This window comes from Blastococcus sp. SYSU DS0973, assembly GCF_054051055.1.
In genome coordinates, this window is record NZ_JBJHAN010000002.1 from 255,211 (window position 1) to 278,040 (window position 22,830).

The 22,830-nt window shown below is 76.0% G+C and carries 18 protein-coding genes and 1 tRNA gene; 4 read left to right on the forward strand and 15 right to left on the reverse strand.

What is annotated here, in order from left to right; genetic code table 11:
• Positions 1 to 2: 2 nt before the first annotated feature.
• Together ACI791_RS05045 and dacB are read right to left on the reverse strand one after the other, a co-directional pair.
• Complete coding sequence (locus tag ACI791_RS05045) at positions 3 to 1,091, reverse strand: zinc-dependent metalloprotease (protein WP_456585040.1); 1,089 nt, start codon at positions 1,089 to 1,091, stop codon at positions 3 to 5.
• A 99-nt stretch (positions 1,092 to 1,190) separates the two neighbouring features.
• Positions 1,191 to 2,618, reverse strand: a complete 1,428-nt coding sequence (gene dacB / locus ACI791_RS05050) for a D-alanyl-D-alanine carboxypeptidase/D-alanyl-D-alanine endopeptidase (protein ID WP_456585041.1) — start codon at positions 2,616 to 2,618, stop codon at positions 1,191 to 1,193.
• 55 nt (positions 2,619 to 2,673) lie between these two features.
• Between dacB and ACI791_RS05055 the strand changes: the two genes are divergently transcribed.
• Entirely contained in the window at positions 2,674 to 3,168 is a 495-nt protein-coding gene (locus ACI791_RS05055; RefSeq protein WP_347059220.1) for an inorganic diphosphatase, read from the forward strand.
• A gap of 247 nt (positions 3,169 to 3,415) precedes the next feature.
• Here ACI791_RS05055 and ACI791_RS05060 read toward each other — a convergent pair.
• From ACI791_RS05060 to tmk, 3 genes are all read right to left on the reverse strand, one after another.
• Positions 3,416 to 3,488 (reverse strand) — tRNA-Thr (locus tag ACI791_RS05060).
• A gap of 58 nt (positions 3,489 to 3,546) precedes the next feature.
• Positions 3,547 to 4,734 carry a DNA polymerase III subunit delta' gene (locus ACI791_RS05065; protein WP_456585042.1) on the reverse strand — a complete coding sequence of 396 codons (1,188 nt, stop codon included), beginning with the start codon at positions 4,732 to 4,734 and terminating at the stop codon, positions 3,547 to 3,549.
• Positions 4,731 to 6,995, reverse strand: coding sequence for a dTMP kinase (gene tmk, locus ACI791_RS05070; protein ID WP_456585043.1), 2,265 nt, complete (start codon positions 6,993 to 6,995; stop codon positions 4,731 to 4,733). The genes ACI791_RS05065 and tmk overlap by 4 nt, the downstream gene beginning before the upstream one ends.
• Before the next feature lie 208 nt (positions 6,996 to 7,203).
• Here tmk and ACI791_RS05075 point away from each other — a divergent pair, with 208 nt between their 5' ends.
• Positions 7,204 to 8,043 (forward strand): trans-aconitate 2-methyltransferase, encoded by an 840-nt coding sequence (locus ACI791_RS05075; protein WP_456585044.1) that lies wholly within the window; start codon positions 7,204 to 7,206, stop codon positions 8,041 to 8,043.
• On the opposite strand, the gene ACI791_RS05080 is transcribed toward ACI791_RS05075, so the two are convergent.
• The 3 genes from ACI791_RS05080 to ACI791_RS05090 form a co-directional block, all read right to left on the reverse strand.
• Positions 8,030 to 8,791 carry a class I SAM-dependent methyltransferase gene (locus ACI791_RS05080; RefSeq protein WP_456585045.1) on the reverse strand — a complete coding sequence of 254 codons (762 nt, stop codon included), beginning with the start codon at positions 8,789 to 8,791 and terminating at the stop codon, positions 8,030 to 8,032. The two genes, ACI791_RS05075 and ACI791_RS05080, sit on opposite strands and share 14 nt — an antisense overlap.
• 4 nt (positions 8,792 to 8,795) lie before the next feature.
• The gene (gene topA, locus ACI791_RS05085; protein ID WP_456585046.1) at positions 8,796 to 11,657 is read right to left on the reverse strand and encodes a type I DNA topoisomerase; all 2,862 of its coding nucleotides are present in this window, start codon (positions 11,655 to 11,657) and stop codon (positions 8,796 to 8,798) included.
• 282 nt (positions 11,658 to 11,939) lie between these two features.
• On the reverse strand, positions 11,940 to 14,204 hold the full coding sequence (locus tag ACI791_RS05090; protein ID WP_456585047.1) for a sodium-translocating pyrophosphatase: 2,265 nt from the start codon (positions 14,202 to 14,204) through the stop codon (positions 11,940 to 11,942).
• Positions 14,205 to 14,482: 278 nt separating this feature from the next.
• Between ACI791_RS05090 and ACI791_RS05095 the strand changes: the two genes are divergently transcribed.
• On the forward strand, positions 14,483 to 16,999 hold the full coding sequence (locus ACI791_RS05095; RefSeq protein ID WP_456585048.1) for a DEAD/DEAH box helicase: 2,517 nt from the start codon (positions 14,483 to 14,485) through the stop codon (positions 16,997 to 16,999).
• An 11-nt stretch (positions 17,000 to 17,010) separates the two neighbouring features.
• Here the strand turns inward: ACI791_RS05095 and ACI791_RS05100 are convergent, their stop codons facing one another.
• The 7 genes from ACI791_RS05100 to ssd all read right to left on the reverse strand — a co-directional run bounded on the left by ACI791_RS05100 (position 17,011) and on the right by ssd (position 21,859).
• Positions 17,011 to 17,364, reverse strand: a complete 354-nt coding sequence (locus ACI791_RS05100; protein ID WP_456585049.1) for an Rv3654c family TadE-like protein — start codon at positions 17,362 to 17,364, stop codon at positions 17,011 to 17,013.
• Complete coding sequence (locus tag ACI791_RS05105; RefSeq protein ID WP_456585050.1) at positions 17,361 to 17,741, reverse strand: TadE family type IV pilus minor pilin; 381 nt, start codon at positions 17,739 to 17,741, stop codon at positions 17,361 to 17,363. Before ACI791_RS05105 ends, ACI791_RS05100 begins: the two co-directional genes overlap by 4 nt.
• Positions 17,742 to 17,744: 3 nt before the next feature.
• On the reverse strand, positions 17,745 to 17,996 hold the full coding sequence (locus tag ACI791_RS05110) for a DUF4244 domain-containing protein (RefSeq protein ID WP_456585051.1): 252 nt from the start codon (positions 17,994 to 17,996) through the stop codon (positions 17,745 to 17,747).
• Positions 17,997 to 18,112: 116 nt separating this feature from the next.
• A complete protein-coding gene (locus tag ACI791_RS05115; RefSeq protein ID WP_456585052.1) occupies positions 18,113 to 18,856 on the reverse strand; it encodes a type II secretion system F family protein in 744 nt (247 codons plus the stop codon).
• Positions 18,853 to 19,641, reverse strand: coding sequence for a type II secretion system F family protein (locus ACI791_RS05120; RefSeq protein WP_456585053.1), 789 nt, complete (start codon positions 19,639 to 19,641; stop codon positions 18,853 to 18,855). The genes ACI791_RS05115 and ACI791_RS05120 overlap by 4 nt, the downstream gene beginning before the upstream one ends.
• Positions 19,638 to 20,777, reverse strand: a complete 1,140-nt coding sequence (locus ACI791_RS05125) for a TadA family conjugal transfer-associated ATPase (RefSeq protein WP_456585054.1) — start codon at positions 20,775 to 20,777, stop codon at positions 19,638 to 19,640. Before ACI791_RS05125 ends, ACI791_RS05120 begins: the two co-directional genes overlap by 4 nt.
• Complete coding sequence (gene ssd, locus ACI791_RS05130) at positions 20,774 to 21,859, reverse strand: septum site-determining protein Ssd (RefSeq protein WP_456585055.1); 1,086 nt, start codon at positions 21,857 to 21,859, stop codon at positions 20,774 to 20,776. The genes ACI791_RS05125 and ssd overlap by 4 nt, the downstream gene beginning before the upstream one ends.
• Positions 21,860 to 21,985: 126 nt before the next feature.
• Here ssd and ACI791_RS05135 point away from each other — a divergent pair, with 126 nt between their 5' ends.
• Positions 21,986 to 22,828, forward strand: coding sequence for an HAD family hydrolase (locus tag ACI791_RS05135; RefSeq protein ID WP_347059199.1), 843 nt, complete (start codon positions 21,986 to 21,988; stop codon positions 22,826 to 22,828).
• Positions 22,829 to 22,830 lie beyond the last annotated feature (2 nt).

The following is a 22,830-nucleotide window of genomic DNA, read 5'->3' on the forward strand; positions in this document are numbered from 1 at the left end:
GGTCAGGCGGGCAGGGCCGGGCGGCCGAGCACCCGCTCGACCCACAGCTCCGGCGCGGTGAGCTCCTCGATCAGCGGCAGGTTCGCCGGGCCCTCCCAGACCCGGTTGAAGCCCTCCATGCCGGCGAGGTCCACAACGCCGCCGACGAAGGTCCGGCCGTCGGCGTACTGCTTCATCTTCTGCTCCAGCCCGAGCAGGCGGCGCAGCACCCGGTCGACCGGGCCGCGGCCCTTGCGCCGCTGGGCGAACCGCTTGCGCAGCGTGCGCACCGACGGCACGACGTCCGGCCCGACCCCGTCCATCACGTACTCGGCGTGCCCTTCGACCAGACTCATGACCGCGGTGACCCGGTCGAGGACCGCGCGCTGGCGGGGGTCGCGCACCAGCGCCATCAGCCCCTCGGGCTTCCCGTCGCCGCTGCCGCCCCGCACCGCGTCCGCGACGCTGCGCAGCACGTCCTGCAGACGGTCGCGCAGCACGTCGGGAGCGAGGTCGGTGGCGGCCACGAACTCCGAGATCTGCTCCTCCAGGTAACCGGTCAACCACGGGACCCCGGTGAACTGCAGCTGGTGGGTCACCTCGTGCAGGCAGACCCAGAGCCGGAAGTCCGACGGGTCGACGCCGAGCTTCCGCTCGGTCGCCACGATGTTCGGGGCCACCAGGAGCAGCCGGCCGCCGGTGCCGAAGATCTCGTACTGCCCGAGGACCCGGGAGGACAGGAAGGCGAGCAGCCCTCCTGCCTGCACGCCGGTGGCGCGGGCACCGATGGCGGTGGCCAGGGCGCCGGGCCGGGAGCCCTGGCGCGCGACGAGCTCGTCGACCAGCGGGTCCAGCAGCGCGGCCATGCCACGGGCGTTGGCGTCGGCCCAGCCGGGCCGGTCGACGACCGCCACCTCGGGGATGGCTCCGCCGGGGACCGGCCGTAGACCGGTGAGCGCCTCGACGTGCGCCACGGCGGTGGCGGCCGCGCGGTGCAGCTCGGCGACGACGGAGGCGGCCTCCTCCCGCGTCGTCCGCGGGCCCGAGTTCACCAGGCGTCGGGCCGTGCGTCCGGCGAGGTCCCAGTCGACCATCGAGGAGGCGCTGCTCATCGACCCACCTCCGGTGTAGGAGCGGAGCGGCTCCGCCACGCTGACAAGCACATCTCGCCTCACCGTACGCGCGGCCTGCCCGGGAGACCGGCTCCGTCCTCAGCGGCAGCCGCAGGCGGCGAGGGTGGCGGCGATCTGGTCGAGCGCCGCCTCCGCCGCCGCCTCGCTGCCGGTGGCCTCGTCGGCCACCACGGCGAAGGCCAGCAGCCGCCCGTCCGCGGTCACCACCGTGCCGGCGAGCGCGTTGACCCCCAGCAGCGTGCCGGTCTTGGCGCGCACGGTGCCCGGCGCGGTGGCGGGGTCGTCGTCCCCGCGGTCGGCGAGCGTGCCGTCGTACCCGGCGACCGGCAGGCCGGCGAGCAGGCCCGAGGCGTCGCCCAGGCTGCCGTCGGCAGCGCCGCGCATCACCGCGGTGAGCACCTCGGCGGTCACCCTGTTCCCCTGCGCGAGACCGCTGCCGTCGGCGAGGGTCACGCCCGAGACGTCCAGCCCGGCCTCCTCGAGCGCGTCGACGACGGCGCGCGCGGCGCCCTCGAAGCTGGCCGGCTCGTTCCGGGCCAGCGCGACCTGCCGGGCCAGCGACTCGGCGAGCACGTTGTCCGACATCGACAGGGCCTGCTCCACCAGCCGGGACACCGGAGCCGACTGCACGGTGCCCAGCGTCTTCGCGTCCGCGGGCGCCTGACCGAGGACGACGGCGGCGCCGGGGGCGCCGAGGGCGTCGGCGAGCGCCGCCCCGGCGTCGAGGCCGGGCTGTCCGCTGCGGGCCGTCGCCCCGGGGCTGACCCGGGCGCCGTCGACGGCGGCGGCGGTGATCGGTGCGGCGTAGCTGGAGGGGGCATCGCCGGGCCCCCAGCCGCCGGCGGTGAGCGGGCCGGTGAACAGCGAGTTGTCGACGACCACGCGGGTCACCGCGGTGCCGGCGGGCAGCGCGGCGACCACCTGGGTGGCGAGGTCGGCCATGGTGGGCGCCCCCGGGTAGGTCTGCGAGGGTTCGGTGCGCGACAGGGTGGGGTCCCCTCCCCCGACGAGCACAACCTCTCCGGGGGCCGCGCCGCTGACGACCGTCGTCTCGAACCGCTCGGCCGGGTCCAGGGTGATCAGGGCCGCGGCGGTGGTGAGCAGCTTGACGGTGGACGCGGGCGTCAGGGGCGCCGCGGCGTCCTGGTCGTAGAGCACCTGGCCGGTGGCGACGTCGACCACCTGGGCCGTGGTGCCGGGGCCCAGCGCCGGACCGGTCACCAGCGGGGTCAGCGTGGCCTCGAGGACGGCGGGGCTGGGGACGGGCGCGTCGGCGGACAGCGCGGCCAGGACCGGCTCGACGGCGCCCAGCTCGGGCAGCTGGGCGTCGGGGACGGCGACGGCGTCACCGTCGGAGCCCGCGTCGGGGCCCAGCAGGACGCCCAGCCCGACGCCGCCGCCGGCGAGGAGCAGGACCAGCGCCACGATGCCCATCGCCATGCGCCGGCGGAAGCGCCCGTAGTTCGCCGTGACGATCGTCGATCCGCTCGACGAGATGGTGCCCACCCCCTGAGGGGGCCCTGCGCCGACCGGGTCGGCCCCCGTGGGCCACACTACGTTCGTGCAGTTCGACGTGACGGTAGAAATCCCGAAGGGCCAGCGGAACAAGTACGAGCTGGACCATGAGACCGGACGCATCCGCTTGGACCGGATGCTGTTCACCTCCACCCGCTATCCGGCGGACTACGGCTACATCGAGAACACCCTGGGCATGGACAGCGATCCGCTCGACGCCCTGGTGATCCTCGAGGAGCCGACGTTCCCCGGGTGCCTGGTCACCTGCCGGGCCATCGGCATGTTCCGCATGACCGACGAGGCAGGAGGGGACGACAAGGTCCTCTGCGTGCCGGCGACGGACCCGCGGGTGGCGCACCTCAAGGAGATCGAGGACGTGTCGGAGTTCGACCGCCTGGAGATCCAGCACTTCTTCGAGACCTACAAGGACCTCGAGCCGGGCAAGTCGGTCGAGGGCGCCGAGTGGGTCGGCCGCGCGGCCGCCGAGGCCGAGATCCTGGCCTCGATCGAGCGCGCCAAGGAGGCATCCGCGCACCACTGATCGATCGCCCGGTCCTCGGTCCGGGCGTCGAGCGCACCGACGGCGGCACATCTCCCGGGAGGCGTGCCGCCGTCAGCCGTGCCCGCGCTTAGGCCCGCCGGCCGCGTCCCGCGCCCGGAACGCCGCCCGGATGCGCACGGCTGCGGGCCCGCGGGTCGCCTCGTCCGCACCCGGGCTGGGGCCGACCGGTGTCGCGGCCCCCGAACGACGCAGCGGGCCCGTCCTCGTGGACGAGCCCGCTGGTGGGAGCCGCCTGTCGGAATCGAACCGACGACCTTCTCATTACGAGTGAGATGCTCTACCGACTGAGCTAAGGCGGCGAACTGCCCGCACAGCCTACGACACCGCTCGCGCGGCTCCGCGCAGGGGCCGGGGGCCTCACGAGGGCAGGCGCAGCGCCACGGTGAGCGCCTCCAGGGCCACCTGGGGCTTCACGTTCTGCTCCAGCGCCTCGCGGCAGGCCAGGATGGCGTCGATGCGGCGCAGCGCCCCCTCGGCACCGATCCGGCGCGCCAGCTCCTCGGCGTCGGCGCGGCGGTCCGGGTGGGTGAGCGGGAGCTTTTCCGCGGGTGCGGTGTCGAGCACCAGCGCGTCGCGGTAGAGCCCCGCGAGGTCGACCAGGGCCCGGTCGAGCGAGTCCCGTCCGATGCGGGTCGCCCGGGACTTCTGCCGGCGCTCGAGCTCCTTGAGCTGGCCGGCGCCGCCCCGGCTCGCCGCGACGACGCCCGGACCCCGCGCACCCATGCCCAGGCTCGTCTTCAGGGCCTCCGTCTCGGCGCCGTCGAGCGCCCCGGTGGCGGCCTCGGTCTCCTCCTTGGCCGAGCCGACGAGGTCGTCGGCGGCGTCGAGGCACGCGGCCAGCGAGACCAGCCGGAGCGGGACGTCGAGCACCGCCTTGCGCACCATCCGCGCCTCCTCGTCGCGGGCCAGCCGCCGGGCCCGGCCGACGTGCCCGCCCGAGGCGGCCGCCGACCAGGCGGCGAGCGCCGGGTCGATGCCGTCGCGCCGCACCAGCACCTCCGCGATGGCGTCCACCGTCGGGGTGCGCAGCGCGACGACCCGGCAGCGGGACCGGATGGTGACCGGCACGTCGTCCGGGTGCAGGCTGGGCGCGCAGAGCATCACCACGGTCCGCGGCGGCGGTTCCTCGATCATCTTGAGCACGGCGTTGGCGGCCGCCTCGCTCATCCGGTCGGCGTCCTCGACGATGATCATCTGCCAGCGGCCCTGGGACGGCGCCCGCCCCGCCACCCGCACCAGTTCGCGAGCCTCGAGCACGCCGATCGAGAGCCCGTCGGGAACGATGACGTGCACGTCGGCGTGCGTGCCGGCCAGCACGGTCCGGCAGGCGTGGCAGGTGCCGTCCCCGCCCGCGGGGCACTGCAGCGCGGCGGCGAACGCGCGCGCGGCCACCGACCGTCCGGAGCCGGGCGGCCCGGTGAAGAGCCAGGCATGGGTCATCGCCGCCGGGTCGGCGATCGCCGCCCGCAGCTCGGCCACCACGGCCGGCTGGCCGACCACCTGGGTCCAGACGCCCTCGGTGGGCGCCGTCACCGGCGCGGTCACGGGTGGAGCTGGGTGGTCGAGCCGGTCTGCGCGTGCGGGCGGTGGCCCACCGGCTCCGCCTTCTCGTCGTGGCGGGGCGCGGGCGCCGTGCGGGCCTGCTCGGCCGGCTGGGCGAGCGTCTGCAGCGGGAGGCCGGACAGCAGCTGCGCGACCCGCACGCGGATGGCGGCGGCGATCTCGTCGGGTGACTTGCGCGCGTCGAGCACCAGGTACCGGTCCGGCTCGGACTCGGCCAGCGCACAGAACGTCTGGCGCACCCGCTGGTGGAACTCCAGGGACTCCGACTCCAGCCGGTCAGCGGCCGCCCGGCCGCGGGCCCGTGCCAGCCCCACCTCCGGCGGCAGGTCGAGCAGCACCGTGAGATCGGGCCGCAGCCCCTGGGTCGCCCAGCGGGAGAGCATCCGGACGTCGTCGAGCGGGATCGTGCGCCCGGCGCCCTGGTAGGCCAGCGAGCTGTCGATGAACCGGTCGGTGATCACCACCTCGCCGGCGTCCAGTGCCGGCCGCAGCACGTCCTGCACGTGCTGCGCCCGGTCGGCGGCGTAGAGCAGGGCCTCCGACCGCGGCGCGATGCCGGTGTGCGCCTTGTCCAGGACGATGGACCGGATCCCGGCCCCGGACGGCGTCGCCCCGGGCTCGAACGAGGCCCGCGCGACCAGCCCCTCGTGGGTCAGCCACTCCTGCAGCCGGCGCACCTGCGTGGACTTGCCGGCCCCCTCCCCGCCCTCGAAGGCGATGAGCACCCCGCCGCCGGCCAACCGGCGGCGGGCGGTGGTGTCCCGGCGCAGCGCCGTCACGACGTCGGCGAGCAGCGGCACCGGACGACCGTCGTCCATCTGCCGGTAGGCCAGCACGCCGACGCAGACGGCCAGCAGCCCGGCTGCGAACAGCATGATCCGCTCGCCGGAGAGCGGCAGCGTGACCGCGCCGAGGTCGACCTCGTGCTGCCCGAGCGCCCCGACCCCGAACGGCACGAGGCCGAGGGACAGGATGAGCGCCGCCCGGACCAGTGACTGCACGATCGCGAAGGTGCGACCGCGGATCGAGTCCTCCACCTCGGTGCCGATCAGGGTGAAGCCGGCGAGGTACGCCATGCCGGCGAAGAAGCCCATGACGACGACCAGCAGCAGGGAGATCCACAGCGCGGGGGACCAGGACAGCAGCAGCACCACGATCCCGGCGCCGACGATCGACACCCCGAAGATGCGCTCGCGGGCCAGGTCCCGGGCGACGCTCGGACCGATCCCGATGCCCAGGCCGAGGCCGACGAAGACGGCGCCGAACAGCAGCCCGTAGGCCGCCTGGCCGCCGCCCAGCGCGAAGACGTAGGCCTGCCCGGTCGCGATGATCGCGCCCGCCGCGACGAAGGCTCCGGTGATGCCCACGACCAGGCCCCGCACCAGCCGGGTGTGGCCGGCGAAGGAGAAGCCCTTGACCAGCGAGCCCAGGAAGCTCTCCTGCTGGCCCACGACCGCCCCGGCGGCGCGGCGACCGCTGATCGAGGGGAGGTTCCAGATGACCACGGCGGCGACCAGGAACGTGAGGGCGTTGAGGTACAGGGCCAGGTCGACCTCGTTGACGCCCGGCAGCACGTCGCTGACCCGGCTGCCCACGCTGGTGAGCACCGCGTAGACGACGGCGGCGAGGACCGGGGTCAGGCCGTAGGTGGTGACCAGGGACAGCTGGTTGGCCGGCTCCAGCTGGTCCTTGCGCAGCATGTTCGGGACGGCGGCGTCCTTGGCCGGGATCCAGAACAGGCTGAAGGCCTCGATGACGAACTGGGCGATGAACAGCCAGAGCAGGTTGTCGACGATCGGGATCGAGGCGAACAGCCCGAAGCGGAAGATGTCGGTGATCACCATCGTCTTGCGCCGGTCGAACCGGTCGGCGAACGCGCCGGCGAGCGGGCCCAGGACGATCGCCGGCAGCAGCCGGAACAGCAGCACCCCGCCGAGGGCGTAGTTCTGCGCGGCGTAGTCCTCGAAGGCCATCGTGGCGGTCGCGGTGATCGCGAGCAGGCCCAGCCAGTCGCCGAAGCTGGACAACGACATCGACAGCCACAGCTTGCGGAAGTCGGGGATCCGCAGGACCGCGCGGATCTTCGCCACCTGCCCGACGCCGCTGTCGCCGTCGGAACCGTGCACGGCATCCGCCCCGGGAGCGTCCTCGGGCAGCGGCGGCGGCGCGTCCGGCGGCACGGGTGTGCCGGCCGGGGGCAGGCCGTCACCCGGCGTGGCCGGGTCCTCGACCGGAACGGCCACCACCGACTCGTCGGGCGGTGGTGGTACCGGTGCGGTCGGGTCGGCCGGAATCGTGAGCTCCCAGAGTCGGTGGTCGGCGGGGCGGAGCAGGCCGCGGCGGGGTCACGGTACCGGGCCGCCGCGACGATTTCGCCGACTCACCACCCGGCAGCGGATGCGCTACCTGCTGTTCCGCTGCCCCGTGACGCCGCCGCTAGGGTCGGGGACGATGACCGCGGCAGGGGATCCGACAAACCCGGTCGGCGGCTCTTCACCCGGCCGCTGGCAGCCGGACACCTACCTGCGCTTCGCCGGGGAACGCGCCCGGCCGTTCGCCGACCTGCTCTCCCGGGTGGGTGCGGAGTCGCCGCGCCGCGTCGTGGACCTCGGCTGCGGGGAAGGCCCCCTCACCGCCTCGCTGGCCCGGCGCTGGCCGGCCGCGCGCGTCACCGGCGTCGACTCCTCCCCCGAGATGCTGGCCGCCGCGACGGCGTGGGCGCTGCCGGGCCGGGTCGCCTTCGAGCTCGGCGACGTGCGCGACTGGGCGCCGGCCGGGCCGGTCGACGTCGTCGTCAGCAACGCCGTCCTGCACTGGGTAGACGGGCACCCGGACCTGATGGCCCGCTGGGCCGGGCACCTGGCACCGGCTGGGTGGCTCGCCGTCCAGGTGCCGGGCAACTTCCGCGCGCCCACGCACGCCCTGCTGGCCGCGCTGTGCCGGTCGGCGGAGTGGGCCGACCGGCTCGCCGACGTGGCGCCCCGGGCCGACGCCGTGCTGGAACCCGCCGGCTACGCCGAGGTGCTCACCGCGGCCGGGCTGTCGGCCGACGTCTGGGAGACGACGTACCTGCACGTCCTCTCCGGACCCGACCCGGTGCTGGCGTGGGTCCGGTCCACCGTCCTGCGGCCCGTGCTCGCCCGGCTCGACGACGCGGATGCCGGCCGGTTCACCGACGCCTACGCCGCCGCGCTGCGGACGGCCTACCCGCCCCGAGCCGACGGGACGACGCTGCTGCCCTTCCGGCGCGTCTTCGCCGTCGGCTCCCTGGAGCCGCTCAGCGAGGGGTGAGCCGGTAGGCGTGCGCGCGGTAGGGCAGCTCGACCTCCGGGCGCCCCCGCGTGCCGGGGTGGTCGGCCAGCAGCCGCCTGACCTCCCCCAGGAACTGCTCGCGGCGGGCGTCGTCCATGACCGCCACGTAGCTGCGGGTCGCGATGCCGCCGACCACGTCCTCGGGGGGTACCCGCTGCACCGTGCCCGACTCGGTCAGCTGCACGTCGGCCGCCAGCTCCCGGGCGAACCGGTCGACGACCTTCTGGTCGGCCTCGTGCCCGCGCGACGCGTCCGCGATCAGCTCCTCCAGCGCGGCGACCCAGGGCACGCGGTCGTCGCGGGTGTTCCAGATCAGGCCGAGAATCCCGCCGGGGCGCAGCACGCGGCCGATCTCCCGCGCCGCCGGCACCGGGTCGAACCAGTGCGCCGCCTGCCCGGCCACGACGGCATCCACCGAACCGTCGCCGGCCGGGAGCTCCTCGGCCGACCCGACGGCCGTGGCGATCCCGGGCAGGCGGGCGGTGAGCTCGGCGAGCATCTCCGGGGACGGGTCGACCGCACGGACCCGGTGCCCCAAGTCCCGCAGCACCGCCGTCAGCAGACCGGTCCCGGCGCCGACGTCGAGCACGTCGAGCGACCGGTCCCGGCCGACGACGAAGGCGACCGCGTCGGCCGGGTAGGTCGGGCGCAGCGTGGCGTACCCGGCCGCGACCACCCCGAACGAGCGCGCCCGGGCCCGCAGCGCGTCGTCCTCCGGCGACGGCACCGGATCAGCCCGCGGTGACCGGGGCGGCCGTCTTCTTCCCGGTCGTCTTCTTCGCCGCCGCGGTCTTCTTCGCGGTCGTCTTCTTCGCCGCCGCCTTCGTGGCGGTGGTCTTCTTCGCAGCCTTCTTCTTGGTCGCCGGGCCGCGCGCACGGCGGTCGGCCAGCAGCTCGGCCGCCCGCTCGATGGTGATCGACTCGACGTCGTCGCCCTTGCGCAGGCTGGCGTTGGTCTCGCCGTCGGTCACGTAGGGCCCGAAGCGGCCCTCTCGCACCGTGACCTGCCCCTGGGTGACCGGGTCGGGGCCGAGCTCCTTGAGCGGGGCCTTGGCCGCCGCCCGCCCGCGCTGCTTCGGCTGGGCGAAGAGCGCCAGCGCCTCGTCGAGGGTGACGGTGAAGAGCTTCTCCTCGCCGTCCAGCGAGCGGGAGTCGGTGCCCTTCTTCAGGTAGGGCCCGTAGCGGCCGTTGAGCGCCTGGATCTCCTCGCCGTCCGGCGCGGTGCCCACGGTGCGCGGCAGCGTCAGCAGCTTCAGGGCGTCGTCGATCGTGACCGTCTCCGGCGACATGGAGGAGAACAGGCTCGCCGTCCGCGGCGACTCCTTGCTGTCCTCGGGCACGACGGTGGTGACGTACGGGCCGTAGCGGCCGGCCCTGACCACGACCGGGTGCCCCGACTCCGGGTCGGTGCCCAGCTCCCGGTCGCCCGAGGGCGCCTCGAGCAGCTGGCGGACCCTCTCCTCGGTCAGCTCGTCGGGCGCAAGGTCCTCGGGGATGCTCACCCGGCCGCCGTCGTCCCCGGCCTGCAGGTACGGCCCGTAGCGGCCGACCCGGACGACGACCGGGCGGCCCTCGGGGTCGGTGGCGCGCAGCGGGATCGAGTTGATGCCGCGGGCGTCGATCTCCTCCAGCCGCTGGCCGATGACGTGCTTGAGCCCACCGGACTGGGCGATGGCCCCGGCGTGCCGGCCCTCGCCGCCGAAGTAGAACTCGGTCAGCCAGGTGACGCGCTGCAGGTTGCCGCCGGCGATCTCGTCGAGCTCCTCCTCCAGCGAGGCGGTGAAGTCGTAGTCGACGAGCTGGGTGAAGTACTGCTCCAGCAGGTTGACCACCGCGAACGCCACGAAGGAGGGAACGAGCGCGTTGCCCTTCTTCCAGACGTACCCGCGGTCCTGGATGGTCTGCATGATCGACGCGAAGGTCGAGGGTCGGCCGATGCCCAGTTCCTCCAGCCGGGCGACCAGGCTCGGCTCGGTGTAGCGCGACGGCGGCTGGGTGGTGTGGCCCTTGGCGTCCAGCGCCTGGGTGTCCAGCTGCTGGCCGCGCTCCAGGCGGGGCAGCCGGCGCTCGGCGTCGTCGCTGCCGTGGTCGTCGTCGCCGTCCTTCGCGGCGCCCTCGTCGCGGGACTCGACGTAGGCGCGCAGGAAGCCGGGGAAGGTGATCGTGCGGCCACTGGCGGTGAACTCGACCGCCTCGTCGGTGCTGCTGCGGCCGGCCAGCCGGACGCTGACGGTCTGGCCGACGGCGTCGGCCATCTGCGAGGCGACGGTGCGCTGCCAGATCAGCTCGTAGAGCCGGAACTCGTCCCGGGCGAGGCCGGCCGCGAGCTGGCCGGGTGTGCGGAAGCTGTCGCCGGCCGGGCGGATGGCCTCGTGCGCCTCCTGGGCGCCCTTGGCCTTGCTCTTGTAGCGCCGGGCTTCGGTGGGCACGTATGCGTCGCCGTACAGCTCGCGCGCCTGCTGACGGGCGGCGTTGATCGCCTCGTCGGACAAGTTGGTCGAGTCGGTGCGCATGTAGGTGATGTGGCCGTTCTCGTACAGCCGCTGCGCCACCCGCATCGTCTGCGCGGAGGACCAGCCGAGCTTGCGACCGGCCTCCATCTGCAGGGTCGAGGTGGTGAACGGCGCGTACGGACGACGGCGGTAGGGCTTCTCGTCGACCCGGCTGACGCTCACCTGGCGACCCTCGAGCCGGGCGGCCAGGCCGCGGGCGCCCGCCTCGTCGAGGTGCACGACCTCGCCGGTGGTGCGGCCGGTGGCGGCGTCGAAGTCGCGGCCGGTGGCGACCCGGCTGTCGTCGACGCTGACCAGCTTGGCCCGCACCGTGGTGGGCTCGCCCTCGTCGGCCCCGGCGGCGCGGCCGGTGACCGCGAAGGTGCCCTCCAGCGACCAGTAGTCGGCCGAGGTGAAGGCCATCCGCTCCCGCTCGCGCTCCACGACGATCCGGGTGGCCACCGACTGGACGCGGCCGGCCGACAGCTTGGGCAGCACCTTCTTCCAGAGCACCGGGCTGACCTCGTAGCCGTAGAGGCGGTCGAGGATGCGCCGGGTCTCCTGGGCGTCGACCAGGTCGGTGTCGAGCTCGCGGGGGTTGGCGACGGCGCGGGCGATGGCCTCGGGGGTGATCTCGTGGAAGACCATCCGGCGCACCGGCACGCGCGGCTTCAGGGTGTCGACCAGGTGCCAGGCGATGGCCTCGCCCTCGCGGTCCTCGTCTGTCGCGAGGTAGACCTCGCTGGCCTCCTTCACCAGCTGCTTGAGCCGGGTGACCTGCTGCTTGCGGTCGGGGCTGACCACGTAGAGCGGCTCGAAGGAGTTGTCGACGTCGACCCCGAGCCGGGCCCACGCCGCGCCCTTGTGCTCGGCCGGCACGTCGGCGGCGTTGCGCGGCAGGTCGCGGATGTGGCCGACGCTCGCCTCGACCACGTAGCCGCTGCCGAGGTAGCCGGCGATCTTGTTGGCCTTGGTCGGCGACTCCACGATGACCAGCGGCCTGCCGCCGGGCGCGGCCGACCCCCGGCGGGCAGGCGTCTTCGCCGCCCCGCCGGTCGTCGGGTCGCTCTCGGCGGCGGGCTTGGTGGTCTTCGTGGGCACGGGACTCCTGTCGGTGGTGCTGAGGTCGTGCGGGCGCGGCGTACCGGTCCGCACCAGGTGGCCCTGGTGCACCGGGCCCGGGGCTCCGGGACCGGACGGGCGCCACCGCGCAACGCCCCTCGGCGGGCCACGGTAAGCCACCCCGCGGCCGGGCCGCCGGGCGCGACCCTCGGTGGGCGTGCCGTCATCGGCACCAACGTGGCTGCTGCGGCGGTGTTCCCGGCCCGGGCAGAGGCTGTCCCGGCCACGGGGTCGGTCGCCCCCGCGACGGCAGGCGGGCGGTCAGGGGGCCGCGGTGGTGAGCCGCGTGCCGTCCGGCGCCGACGACGTCTCGCCCACGACGACCGAGCGGCGCTTGGAGACCACCACCGCGGCGACGACGACGACCACCGCGGCGAGCGCGATCGCCACCCGGACCGGGGTGTTGGCGTCCTCCCCCACCGACAGGGCGACCACCGCGGGCGCGATGAGCAGCGCCACCAGGTTCATCACCTTGATCAGCGGGTTGATCGCCGGGCCGGCGGTGTCCTTGAACGGGTCGCCCACGGTGTCGCCGATGACGGTGGCCGCGTGGGCCTCGCTGCCCTTCCCGCCGTAGCTGCCGTCCTCCACCATCTTCTTGGCGTTGTCCCAGGCGCCACCGGAGTTCGAGAGGAACACCGCCATGAGGGTGCCGGCCGCGATCGCGCCGACGAGGTAGGCGGCCAGCGGGCCGATGCCCAGCCCGAAGCCCACGGCCACCGGGGCGAGCACCGCCAGCAGGCCCGGCGTGGCCAGTTCGCGCAACGAGTCCTTGGTGCAGATGTCGACGACCTTGCTGTAGTCCGGCCGCTCCTCGTAGGTCATGATCCCGGGGTGGGTGCGGAACTGCTCCCGCACCTCGAACACGACCCGGCCGGCCGCCCGCGACACGGCGCTGATGGCGAGCCCGGAGAAGAAGAAGACCACCGCGGCGCCCAGCACCGCGCCGACGACGTTGTTCGGGTTCACCAGGCTGAAGGCGTTCCCGAGCGTGGTCCCCGCGTCGGCCAGCGCGGCGTCGACCTGGGCGTTGTAGGAGCCGAACAGCGCCGTCGCGGCGAGGACCGCGGTGGCGATGGCGATGCCCTTGGTGATCGCCTTGGTGGTGTTGCCGACGGCGTCGAGGTCGGTGAGCACCCGGGCGCCGTCGGCGTCGATGTCGCCGGACATCTCGGCGATGCCCTGGGCGTTGTCGCTGACCGGGCCGAAGGTGTCCATGGAGACGATCACGCCGGCCGTGGTCAGCAGCCCGCACCCGGCGAGCGCGACCGCGTAGAGAGCGGCGCCGCCGCCGATGAGGAAGGCGCCGTAGACCGCGCCGCCGATGAGCAGCGCGGCGTAGACCGCCGACTCCAGCCCGAGCGAGATGCCCGAGAGGATGACCGTGGCCGGCCCGGTGAGGGAGCTGCGGCCGACGTCCTTGACCGGCTTGCGGCTGGTCTCGGTGAAGTAGCCGGTGAGCTGCTGGATGGCCGCGGCCAGGACCACGCCGACGAGCACGGCCACGAGGCCGAGCACCTGCGGGCTGACCGGCAGGTCCGTGCCGCCGCCGGTGTCGGGGAGCACGGTGAACGCGGCGACCGCGACCAGCAGCAGCGACACCGCGGCGGAGACGAAGAAGCCGCGGTTGATGGGGGCCAGGCCGTTGCGGTCGTTCTTGCCCGGGTTGGTGGCCAGGATGCCCACGACCGAGGCGATGACGCCGATCGCGGCCACCACGAGCGGGAAGACCATGCCCACCGAGCCGAAGAAGACCTGACCCAGGATGAGCGCCGCCACCAGGGTGACGGCGTAGGACTCGAAGAGGTCGGCGGCCATGCCGGCGCAGTCGCCGACGTTGTCGCCGACGTTGTCGGCGATGGTCGCGGCGTTGCGCGGGTCGTCCTCGGGGATGCCGGCCTCCACCTTGCCCACCAGGTCGGCACCGACGTCGGCGGCCTTGGTGAAGATGCCGCCCCCGACGCGCATGAACATCGCCAGCAGCGCGCCGCCGAAGCCGAAGCCCTCGAGGACCACCGGCGCGGTGTCGTCGAAGAGCAGCAGGACCAGCGCGGCGCCGAAGAGGCCCAGACCGATGGTGATCATCCCGCAGACGCCGCCGGTGCGGTACGCGATGCGGAAGGCCGGCCGGTAGCCGCCGTCGCGGGCCGCCGCGGCCACCCGGACGTTGCCGCGGGTGGCCAGCGTCATGCCGATGAAGCCCACCAGCGCCGAGAACAGCGCGCCGACGAGGAAGAACACCGCCCGGCCCAGCCGCGTGCCCAGCCCGCCGTCGGCCACCGGGAGGACCAGCAGCAGGGCGAAGACGATCACGGCGAAGACGGCGAGGGTGCGGAACTGCCGGCGCAGGTAGGCCGCCGCTCCCTCCTGCACCGCACGTGCGATCTCCTGCATCTTCTCCGTGCCCTGATCGGCGGCGACGACCGCGCGGACCAGGTAGGCGGCGAAGGCCAGGGCGGCCAGGGAGATGACGAGGATCACGGCGACCAGCGCCGTCTCCCCGCCGGACAGCGAACCGTCGGGCATGTGTCCTCCAAGCATCGGCGGCCGCCCGGGAGGCGCCGTGCTCCCCGGATCGGCGGAGGTCGGCGTCCTGCGTACCGACCGGGACCGGCCGGGGCGAGGACGCCGGAAGTGTAAGGGAGATCACGCCTGGTGAGACCGTCTCGCGCTCTGCCTCCTCGGCGGGCGCAGCGGCGGCTTGCCGGAAGGTGTGACAGTGGGGAGGTGACCGAGCTCGCGAGGTCACCCGGACAGACAGCAGCCCTGGGGGCGCGGACGACGAGCGCCAGCGAGGAGTTCGCGTGACCACGATCCACCCGGTCCGGTCGGCCACCCCTCCCGGCCCGGACGACGACCTCGCGCGCGAGGACCGGGCAGGTGGGGCGTCCCCCGGCGGGCCGGGCGCGGGCGCCCTGCCGCCCGGCGGCGAGCTGCTGACCGACCTGCTGGCGCACACCGCCGACGACGAGCGGCCCGTCACGCACGTGCACCACGTCCCGGTGCGGGAGAGCCGCACCCAGGACTGGCCGGCGTGGACGGAGCCCGGGCTCCGCGAGCGGCTGGCGGCCCGGGGCGTCCGGGCGCCGTGGCAGCACCAGGTGGCGGCCGCGCAGCTGGCCCGGGAGGGCCGCCACGTCGTCGTCGCCACCGGGACCGCGTCGGGGAAGTCGCTGGCCTACCAGCTTCCGGCGCTGACCCGGCTGGCCGAGGACCCGCGGGCCTGCGTCCTCTACCTGGCGCCGACCAAGGCGCTGGCCCGCGACCAGCTGGCGTCGGTGGCCGCGCTGGCCGACCCCTCGGTGCGGCCGGCGGCCTACGACGGCGACACCCCGGCCGAGGAGCGCGACTGGGTGCGGCGGCACTCCCGCTGGGTCGTCACCAACCCCGACATGCTGCACCGCGGGATCCTGCCGGCCCACCAGCGCTGGTCGAGCACCCTGCGGCGGGTGGCCTACGTGGTCATCGACGAGTGCCACGCCTACCGCGGGGTCTTCGGCTCGCACGTCGGCCACGTGCTGCGCCGGCTCCGGCGGATCTGCCGGCGGTACGGCGCCGAGCCGGTGTTCGTGCTGGCGTCGGCCACGGTCGCCGACCCCGCGGCCGCGGCGACCCGGCTGGTCGGCGAGGACGTCGTCGCGGTGACCGACGACGGCTCCCCGCGCCCCGGAGCCACCTTCGCGCTGTGGGAGCCCCCGCTCACCGAGCGCACCGGCGAGCACGGGGCGCCGCTGCGCCGGTCGGCCGCCGCCGATGCCGCCGGCCTGCTCGCCGACCTGGTCGAGCGGGGCGCGCGGACGCTGGCGTTCGTACGGTCGCGGCGCAGCGCCGAGTCGGTGGCTGAGCAGGCGCGCCGGATCCTGGCCGACCGCGGGCGCGGTGACCTGGTGCGCCGGGTCGACTCCTACCGCGGCGGATACCTGCCCGAGGAGCGGCGCGAGCTGGAACGGGCCCTCTCCGCCGGCGACCTGCTCGGCGTCGCCACCACCAACGCCCTGGAGCTCGGCATCGACATCGCCGGGCTCGACGCCGTGGTGCTCGCCGGCTACCCCGGCACACTGGCCTCGCTGTGGCAGCAGGCCGGCCGGGCCGGCCGGGCGCAGCGGGAGTCGCTGGTCGTCTTCGTCGCCCGCGACGACCCGCTGGACCACTACCTGGCCCACCACCCCCGGGCGGTGTTCGGCCGGCCGATCGAGGCCACCGTCACCGATCCGGCCAACCCCTACGTGCTCGGCCCGCAGCTGTGCTGCGCCGCCGCCGAGCTCCCGCTGGTGCCTGCGGACCTCGCCGACTTCGGTGGCCCGGTCGCCGAGGCGCAGCTCGACGAACTGGTGGCCGCCGGTCAGCTCCGGCGGCGGCCCACCGGCTGGTACTGGGCCGGGCGAGGCCGCCCCGACGTCGACATCCGCGGCAGCGGGGACCAGCCGGTCGCGATCATCGAGGGGGGCACCGGGCGGCTGCTCGGCACCGTCGACGGCGGTGCCGCGCACTCGACCGTGCACGAGGGCGCCCTCTACGTGCACCGGGGCGACACCTTCGTCGTCGACGAGTTCGACGTCGAGGACGCCTGCGCCGTCGTGCACCCGGAGACGCCCGACTGGACGACCGTGGCCCGCGACGTCACCGACCTGGCCATCGTCTCGATCGAGCAGACCCGGCCGCTGGGCACGGTCACCGCGCACACCGGCGTCGTCGACGTGACCAACCAGGTGGTCGCCTACCAGCGGCGGCGGCTGGGCACCGGCGAGGTGCTTGCGGAGTTCGCCCTCGACCTGCCCCCGCGCCAGCTGCGCACCAAGGCGGTGTGGTTGGCCCTCGACTCCCGCGCCGTGCAGCGGGCGGAGGTCGAGGACGCGGCGCTGCCCGGTTCGCTGCACGCGGCCGAGCACGCCGCGATCGGCATCCTGCCGCTGCTGGCCACCTGCGATCGCTGGGACCTCGGTGGCCTGTCCACCGCGCTCCACCCCGACACCGGCACTGCGGCGATCTTCGTCTACGACGGCCACCCGGGTGGGGCGGGCTTCGCCGAGCGGGGGTACGCGGCGCTGCGGCGCTGGCTGCAGGCGACGCGGGCCACGGTGGCCAGCTGCGAGTGCGAGAGCGGCTGCCCGTCGTGCGTGCAGTCGCCCAAGTGCGGGAACGGCAACGACCCGCTGGACAAGGCCGGCGCGGTGCGGGTGCTCGACGCCGTCCTCGACGAGCTGGCCTCCGCCGACGAGCGCGGCGGGACCGAGCCGGACGACGGCGACGAGGACGACGGGCCGACCACCGTCGCCGAGGTCCGGGCCGGAGCGGCCGAGGAGGACGACCTGGTCTTCTGACCGGAGGCCGTTCACCCCGGGGCCCCAGGGCCGGCGCGGGCGCGGCCGTGCGCCGTGTGGACCCCGAGCCGGCCCAGCCGCACGGGAACGGCCACCGCGACCTCCACGACCCCGTGCTCGCCCACCCGGCAGCCGGTCAGCTCCGCTCCGTTGGTGGCCGCGACCTCCGCAGCCGCGGGGCAGGCCGCCGGGTTCCCGAGGACCGCCCGACCGGCCGCGGCCAGCGCCGCGAGGTCGGCGGCTCCCGCGGCCCGGTGCCGGGCGACCGCCGCTACCCCGACCAGGACGGCGGCCGTGGCCAGCAGGGCGAGCACCGCCGACAGCGCGAGCACCCAGACCGTCGCCGACCCGCGCTCGTTCCTCATCCGGCCGGCTCCGCGCCGGGCTCCCACCGGGCGGCCGCGTCGGCGGTCACGGTGACGCGCCAGGGCAGCGGCCCGAGCGGGGCGACCTCCGCGGTCACCCGCACCCGGACCTCGTCCGCTGCCGCGGTCACGGTGGTGCGCGCCCCCTCCGGCGCGGCCCGGCCGGCCCAACCGGTCACCACGGCCACGTCCTCGCCGCGCGACGCCGCCCGCGCGCCCTCCCGGGCCGCGTCGACGCAGCGCAGCTGGGCGCCGACCACGGTCACCGCGGCCAGCGCGCCCACGAGCACCAGCAGGAGCACCGGCAGGACGACGGCGGTCTCGGCGGTGACCATGCCGGCCTCCGCGCCGAGGCCCCGCCGCAGACGAGCGCGCACGGCTCAGGAGAGGGTCGCCAGGGCGGCGTCGACGAGATCGGTCAGGCCCGACACGATCGAGTCGCCGGTGACCACCCGGTGGAGCACCGCCGCGAAGGCGCACGCCGCGACGGTGCCCACCGCGTACTCGGCGGTGCTCATGCCGGCCTCCGCCGCTTCCTGGAGCCGCGTCCACCGGCGGCGGAGCGGGCTGCGCACGGGAGCCGCGGCGGGCTTCCGTGGCGCGGTCCCGGGGGCGGGCAGCGGTGCGGTCATGGCGTCCTCCTCGGTCGGGGCCCCGGTGGGGCCGTGCGACCGAGCCTCGGGGCTGCGCCGGGTGCGGCGGAGAGCTCCGCGGCATCTGTGGAGGGCGCCACCGCCTGTGGACGACGTCAGCCGAAGACGTCGCCGGCGATGCCGAGCACGAGCGGGGCGACGCCGAGGCAGACGAAGGCCGGCAGGAAGCAGACGCCCAGCGGCGCCAGCACCCACACCCCGGCGCGCTGGACGGCCGCCTCGGCGCCGGCCCGGGCCGCCGCCCGGGTCTCCGCCGCCAGGGCGGAGAGCGCGGGCACCGCGGCCGCTCCCGACTCCCCCGCCCGCACCAGCGCCCGGCCCAGCCCCGCGACCTCAGCGGGGACGTCCGCCCACGCCCGCCTCGGTGCCGCGCCGAGCCGGTGGAGGGCGGCGACCGTGCGCAGGCACGGCCCGAGCGGCGCCGGCACCGCCTCGCCCACCGCGGCCAGCGCGCCCGCGAGCGGCAGGCCCGCCGCCAGGCAGGCGGCGAGCAGGTCGCAGGCGGCCGGGAGATCCCCGACCAGAGCCGCCCGCGCCTCGTCGTCCGGGTCCGGGCCGTGCCGGAGCAGCCGCTCGCCGGCCACCGCCACCCCGACCGCGGTGAGCACCCCGGCGATCCCGCCGACCAGCAGGCCGGCGGCGAGCGCAGCGCCCCCGGCCAGGGCCCACCGGCGTCGCCGGGCCGCCTCGGCACCGTCTCCGGCGGCCTCCTCGCCGTCCCCGGGCGGCACCGGGCGGACCAGCCGGCGCACCCGGGAACTCGCGAGCGCCGACCCGGGCGCCCAGAACGTGCACGCCAGCGCCAGCAGGAGCACCGGCAGCCACGGCCCCGGCCTCATCGGCCGATCCGGCGCACCAGGCGGCCGGTCCAGGCGATCCCGGCGATCTCCAGCAGCACGCCGGCGACGAACAGCAGCTGCCCCGGGCCGGTCGCGGTGAGCACGTGCCAGGGATCGGCGCCGACACCGCTGCCCATGGCCAGCCCGAGCACCGGCAGCCCGGCCAGCAGACGGGCGCTGGAGCGGGGGCCTGCGGTGGCGACCAGCAGTGCCCGCCGGTGCCGGAGCCGGGCCCGCAGGTCGTCCTCCACCGCCGCGACCACCGTGGCCAGCGAGCACCCGGTGCGGACGCTGAGGGCCACGGCCGCCGAGAGCCGGGCGAGCTCCGCGGCCAGCCCGTCGCCGCGGCCCGGACCGTCCGGGGAGGGCGGCTCACCGGGCGCGCGGACCGCCCGGACGAGCGCGGCGCCGGAGCGCTGGTCGGGGCAGGCACCGGCCGCCGTGCGCACCGCGTCGTCGAGGGAGCGGCCCGCGCGCAGCTCGCCGGAGAGCGCACCGAGCGCCTCGGCCAGCGCCGCCAGCCGCGCCTCGCCGGCTGCCGCCGCCCGGCGGGACGCCCAGGCCCGCGCGGCCAGGGCGGTGCAGCCGCCGGCGAGCAGGGCGACCAGCGGCGTGCTCAGGACGCCGGCGAGCGCGCCGGCGCCGACCGCGGCCGTCAGCGGCAGGGGCGGGCGTCCGCGCCCCGGCCTGCTGCCGGCGACCGCGCGCAGCCGCCCCCGCAGCTCCGCCTGCCCGTCCGGCCAGAGCAGGGCGGCGCCGGCCGCGGCGAGCATCGCTGCGGTCACCGGCCGGCCAGCCGGGCGCGGAGCTCCTCGTCGGCCGGGCAGGGCCCGCCGTCGGCCCGCCACCCCGGCTCCACCGCCACCAGCTCACCGGTCCGGCGGAGCAGCCCGATCTCGTCCACCCGCCGGCCCTCGGCGGTGCGGCGCAGGTGGAGCACGACCTCGAGCCCGGCCGCGGCCTGGCTGTGCACCGCCGCACGCCCGAGCCCCGCCGCGACACCGAGCGCCTCCAGCCGGGCCGGCACCTCGGCCGAGCGGTTGGCGTGCAGGGTGCCGCAGCCGCCGTCGTGCCCGGTGTTGAGCGCGGCCAGCAGGTCGACCACCTCCGCCCCGCGCACCTCCCCCACCACCAGGCGGTCGGGGCGCATGCGCAGCGCCTGCCGCACCAGGTCCCGCAGGCCGACGGCGCCCGCACCCTCCACGTTCGCGGGCCGGGTCAGCAGGCGGACCACGTGGGGGTGCGGCGGGGTCAGCTCGGTGGCGTCCTCGCACAGCACCAGCCGCTCGGCGGCATCGACCTCGCCCAGCAGCGCGGAGAGCAGGGTGGTCTTGCCCGAGCCGGTACCGCCGGTGACGAGGAATGCCAGCCGTCGCGCGACCACCGCCCGCACCAGCGCCCCGCTCTCCCCGGGCAGCGCACCCCGGGCCTCGAGGTCGGCCAGCGACTGCGCGCACCGGCGCAGCACGCGGAGGGACAGGCAGGTGCCGTTCCCGGACACCGGCGGCAGGACGGCGTGCAGCCGTGTTCCGTCGGGGAGGCCGACGTCCACCCAGGGTGCGGCGTCGTCGAGTCGGCGCCCGCCCGAGGCGGCCAGCCGGACGGCCAGCCGGCGCACCGCGTCCTCGTCGGGGAAGCGGACGCCGGCGGCCCGCTCCAGCCCGGCACCGCGGTCGAGCCACACCTCGTCGGGCCCGTTGACCAGCACGTCGGTGACGCCGGGCAGGCGCAGCAGCGGCTCGAGCGGTCCCGCCCCGGCCAACTCGTCGACGGCGCTGCGCACGGCGCGCAGGACGTCGCCGTCGCCCATCAGACCGCCGGCCTCCTGCCGGACCAGCGCGGCCACCCCGGCACGCGAGGGCGCCTGCTCCTCCACGGCCAGCCGCGACCGCACCCGGTCCAGCAGCGACGGCGCGCTCACCGGCCGGTCCCCCCGGCCAGCACCGCGAGCACCTGGCGGGCCAGCGCGGCCAGCGGTGACCGGGGTGCGGCGCCCGGGAGCTGCCCGCGCTCGCACCGGGCCACCGCACCGCGGTCGTGCGCCAGCTCGGCGAGCAGGGGGCGACCGACCACCTCGGCCACGTCGTCGGCGGCCAGCCCGCCGGGGAGGTGGCGCACCACCAGCCGGGCGGCCGCCCACGGGGCGTCGTCGGCGTCGACCAGCTGGCGGGCGGCCGTCGCCGCTCGCAGGCGGGCAGGTACCACGAGCACTGCCAGGTCGGCGTCGGCGAGCACCTCCTGCGGACCGCCCCCGACGCCGTCGGGCCCGGGCCGCGGCAGGTCCACGACGACCGGGCGGCCGGTCGCCCGGGCGGCGTCCACCACCGCCGTCAGCGCCTGGTCGGGGATCGGCGTGGCGCAGCTCCGGTCGGCGGAGAGGAGGTGCACGCCGCCGACCTCGGGCAGCGCGGCCAGCAGGGCGTCGCCCGCCACCCGCCCGCGCAGCCCGGTGAGCCCCGGCCAGCGCAGCCCCTCGGCGAGCTCGGCCCCCATCAGGAGGTCCAGCCCGCCGCCCCAGGGATCGGCGTCGAGCAGCACCGCGCCCCTCGGGGCGCCGACGGCCACCGCGGCCGCCACCGTGCTCGCCCCCGCGCCGCCGCACGCGCCGCCCACGGCGACCAGCGGCCCCCGCTCGGCCGGCGCGCGGACGGCGGCCGCGCAGCGGGTGAGCAGCCACGCCTCGTCGGCCGGGAGCACGGCGACCCGCTCCGCGCCGACCTCCACCGCGGTCGCCCACTCCGCCGGGGGAAGCTCCCCATAGGCCACGACGACGACCCCGGCCCGGCGGGGCAGGCTGCGGACGGCCCCGCCGGTCAGCGCGTCGACGCCCAGCAGGACCAGCGGCGCCTCCCGGTGCGCCCGCCGCAGCGCCGGCCCGCCGGTGGCCAGCTCCGGCTCGGCCCCGGCGGCCGCCAGGAGCCGGAGCAGCTCGTCGAGCAGCTCCTCGTCGGCGCTGACGACCAGAGGGCGGGGAGGCCGGGACACCGGCGGCAGGACGGGCACGACGCCGACCTCACCGGACAGTGGGCAGACAGTGCCAGAACGGGAGCGGAACTGTGGATGACCCCATCGGGTGTGGACGGTGTGCGGTCCCCGTTCCGGTCTGCCGATCGACCTACAGTGGCTCCCGTGTCCCGCGCCGCGGCGTTCTTCGACCTCGACAAGACCGTCATCGCCAAGTCCAGCACCCTGGCCTTCGGCCGGCCGTTCTTCAACGGCGGGCTGATCAACCGGCGTGCCGTCCTCAAGACGGCCTACGCCCAGTTCGTCTTCTCCCTCGCGGGCGCCGACGCCCAGCAGATGGACCGGCTGCGCGCCCAGCTCACCGCGATGGTTACCGGCTGGGACGCCGCCACGGTCCACGAGATCGTCCACGAGACGCTGCACGAGATCGTCGACCCGCTCGTCTACGCCGAGGCGGCCGACCTCATCGAGGAGCACCGCGCCGCCGGCCGGGAGATCGTCATCGTCTCCAGCAGCGGGGCGGAGATGGTGGAGCCGATCGGCGAGATGCTCGGCGTCGACCGCGTCGTCGCCACCCGGATGGTCACCGTCGACGGCCGCTACACCGGTGAGATCGAGTTCTACGCCTACGGCGAGAACAAGGGCGAGGCCATCCGCCGGCTGGCCGCCGAGGGCGGCTACGACCTGGCCGACTGCTACGCGTACAGCGACTCGATCACCGACCTGCCCATGCTGGAGGCCGTCGGTCACCCAACCGCGGTCAACCCCGACCGCGGGCTGCGCAAGGCCGCCCTGCAGCGTGGCTGGCCGGTGCAGCGCTTCGAGCGGCCGGTGAGCATGCGGGCCCGCTTCTCCGTCCCCCCGGCACCGGTGGTGACCGGGGCGGCCATGGGCGTCGGCGCGGCCGTCGTCGGGCTGGCCTGGTACGCCCGGCACCGGGCGCTGCGCGCCGGGCTGGTCGAGGGGCCGGCACCGGTCCCGGGCCGCCGGCGCCGCCGCGGCGCCTGACC

What these genes read in the sequence shown, in the direction of transcription:
- ACI791_RS05115 (WP_456585052.1), bottom strand. Translation starts at nt 18,856, where the DNA reads ATGAGGCCGGGGCCGTGGCTGCCGGTGCTCCTGCTGGCGCTGGCGTGC.
- ACI791_RS05090 (WP_456585047.1), bottom strand. Translation starts at nt 14,204, where the DNA reads ATGCCCGACGGTTCGCTGTCCGGCGGGGAGACGGCGCTGGTCGCCGTG.
- ACI791_RS05100 (WP_456585049.1), bottom strand. Translation starts at nt 17,364, where the DNA reads ATGAGGAACGAGCGCGGGTCGGCGACGGTCTGGGTGCTCGCGCTGTCG.
- ACI791_RS05045 (WP_456585040.1), bottom strand. Translation starts at nt 1,091, where the DNA reads ATGAGCAGCGCCTCCTCGATGGTCGACTGGGACCTCGCCGGACGCACG.
- ACI791_RS05110 (WP_456585051.1), bottom strand. Translation starts at nt 17,996, where the DNA reads ATGACCGCACCGCTGCCCGCCCCCGGGACCGCGCCACGGAAGCCCGCC.
- ACI791_RS05075 (WP_456585044.1), top strand. Translation starts at nt 7,204, where the DNA reads ATGACCGCGGCAGGGGATCCGACAAACCCGGTCGGCGGCTCTTCACCC.